Annotated in this window: 2 protein-coding genes and 1 pseudogene; 1 reads left to right on the top strand and 2 read right to left on the bottom strand. The window is 48.9% G+C overall.

Annotated elements, in window-relative coordinates:
* Positions 1-691 (bottom strand): annotated as a pseudogene (locus RMO35_RS11430) (tetratricopeptide repeat protein); the annotation flags it as partial.
* A gap of 266 nt (positions 692-957) precedes the next feature.
* Between RMO35_RS11430 and tsaB the strand changes: the two are divergent.
* Positions 958-1,593 carry a tRNA (adenosine(37)-N6)-threonylcarbamoyltransferase complex dimerization subunit type 1 TsaB gene (tsaB, locus tag RMO35_RS11425; protein WP_309741321.1) on the top strand — a complete coding sequence of 212 codons (636 nt, stop codon included), beginning with the start codon at positions 958-960 and terminating at the stop codon, positions 1,591-1,593.
* Positions 1,594-1,799: 206 nt separating this feature from the next.
* Here the strand turns inward: tsaB and RMO35_RS11420 are convergent, their stop codons facing one another.
* Positions 1,800-2,132 (bottom strand): DUF1815 family protein, encoded by a 333-nt coding sequence (locus tag RMO35_RS11420; protein WP_309741319.1) that lies wholly within the window; start codon positions 2,130-2,132, stop codon positions 1,800-1,802.
* Between the last annotated feature and the right edge of the window lie 97 nt (positions 2,133-2,229).

Raw genomic sequence — 2,229 nt, 5'->3', positions numbered from 1 at the left:
GAATTAACGGTTGGGAGATTTGCTTCGCCCACAGCGACCAGGGGCCATTCTCCGTGGCACCACCAAAGCCAATCTGTTGTCCGCTCTCATACACCCAACTGACTAAGTGCGGCTCCAGAGCGGGTAACGTTTTCAAGCCGCGATCGAGTCCGAGCGATAATTGCCGCAGTTGCTCGAAATCTGCGGGTTCGAGGCGGACATTGGCAACTGACTGAAGAGATTTAATTATCAGTTGAATTTGAGCGCGATCGAGTTTGCGTTCCTGATTGGGATCGAGGGCTTGGAGCAAGATATTCAGCCGCTCGGATGGCTCGGCGCTGACGACTCGATCGATCGTTGCATCCACCAGCGCTACCGCTTGGCGTTCGTCCTGCAAGGTACCCAGCGATGTCTGAATCCAAGCCAGGGCATTGAGTTTGTGCTTGAGTTTAGCTTGCTTGACTTCATCGGGTTGACTGGCAATTTCGCGCTCGATCCCCTGCACCTGCTCACTCAGACAACCTTCAAAAATTTCGCTCGTACCCAGTTCGATCTGCTCGACCAGAATCTGATAAATGTACTCTTTGGAAATTACCTGTTTACCAGTTAGAATCCGAGTGCCGATCTGCTCGATCGTCTGGAAATATCGATCGCGCAGCGTCTGCGGTTGAGGATTACTGTTAGGATTAGATCCAGCATCAGCAGAAGTCATATTGATACCATCCGATCTTTTGCAAATGTGCTTTTTGTTATCCTACCGCTTTACCCGCGATCGCGGGTTACATCATTAAGCGAGCGATTAGTAAGTAGTAGGGTGGAATTATTTATAAAATAAATTGTGCCTCAAACCTAGTGAGCAGTGCCCACTCTACTACAGGAGATCCTTTAATTAAGGTGCGCTACGCTAGCGCGATAACACACCCTACCATCTATCATCTCTTATCTCCCATCTACCCTCTCCCATCTCCCATCTCACCCATGAAATACGGTCTCGCACTACACACTAGCAGCCCTGGATTAGGTCTGGCAATTAGCCGTAGTAACGAAGATGTCCGTTGCCAGACGTGGGATTTGGGGCGGGATACTTCCAATTTTCTCCATCCCTATCTACGTGATTTTCTCAGTCCCCAAACTTGGCAGGATCTGGGCTGGATTGCGGTAGCTAGTGGCCCAGGTGGGTTTACAGGTACCCGCTTAGGGGTAGTGACTGCCCGGACTTTGGGACAACAATTAGATTTACCCGTATTTGCTATTTCTAGTTTAGCGGCGATAGCTTGGCAATCCCGCGCGGCTGGCTTGCTAGCTGTATCCATGCCCGCGCAACGGGGCGAGGTGTTTGGGTCGGTTTACAATTGGGATGCTGACGCGCAGTTATTGACAGAGGTGCTACCAGCAACCGTGTTTGCTGCTGATGATTGGGATATTCGCCGCGCCCAGATTCAGCCTACTCAGCACCAAGTTATCCCGCAAGCGGCTAATCTGACCGATACAGTAGTAGGGGTACTAGCTCTCGCCCGCAACGCCTACGATCGCGGCGCACGTCCGCACTGGTCTACTGCTTTACCTTTTTACGGTCAACATCCAGTTATCGGCTCACCTGCGATCGTAAAATGATTGTCGCTCGAATCAATAACTGGATATCTAATCAATATTTTGATTGCCAAGCAGCGTTCGTGAGATCCTGCACTGACATCGACGCTACTACTTTAGAAGCTCTGGCAGACAGCTCAATTTGGTCGTTCTAAGCCTCATAACTGTTAGCTATAGACGCGATATCGACCTTGACACAGAGTGTAAATGCAGCAAATCCAAAAATATGACTAACCGATGAGCAGATGCTCGTTAGACTCAATCCGGACTTTGAGCAGATCGGCGAGTTCTTGCAGTTGCGCGATCGCTTCTGCACCTTCGAGTTTCATCAATTCGCGGTCGTCGCGTAATTCCGTCCAGGTAATCCCATAATCAGATACCAGGAACCGGATCAGGTGATTGTCTGCCAAACTGACCATAAAGTTGGCACTGTTCATGCGATCGCCACAAGTATAGCAAGCTGCCTCATAGCCGCGTCGCTCCAAAACAGTAGCCAAAGCCTGTAGGCTCATAACTAGGTCTTTGACGAATTCTTGATGTTGATTTGCTAGTCTAAGAAACATAGCTCTCCTTTTTTAGCACCACTTAATATTTTAGTATAACCTTTATTATTTTTTAATGTTCTTCTCATTGACAATCTTAATGGTTTGCACAGTTTCC

The organism is Chamaesiphon sp. OTE_20_metabat_361 (assembly GCF_031364565.1).
This window is presented reverse-complemented; position numbering and strand designations above follow the sequence as displayed.

Coding starts and splice junctions, on each gene's coding strand:
- tsaB (WP_309741321.1), top strand. CDS start 958: ATGAAATACGGTCTCGCACTACACACTAGCAGCCCTGGATTAGGTCTG.
- RMO35_RS11420 (WP_309741319.1), bottom strand. CDS start 2,132: ATGTTTCTTAGACTAGCAAATCAACATCAAGAATTCGTCAAAGACCTA.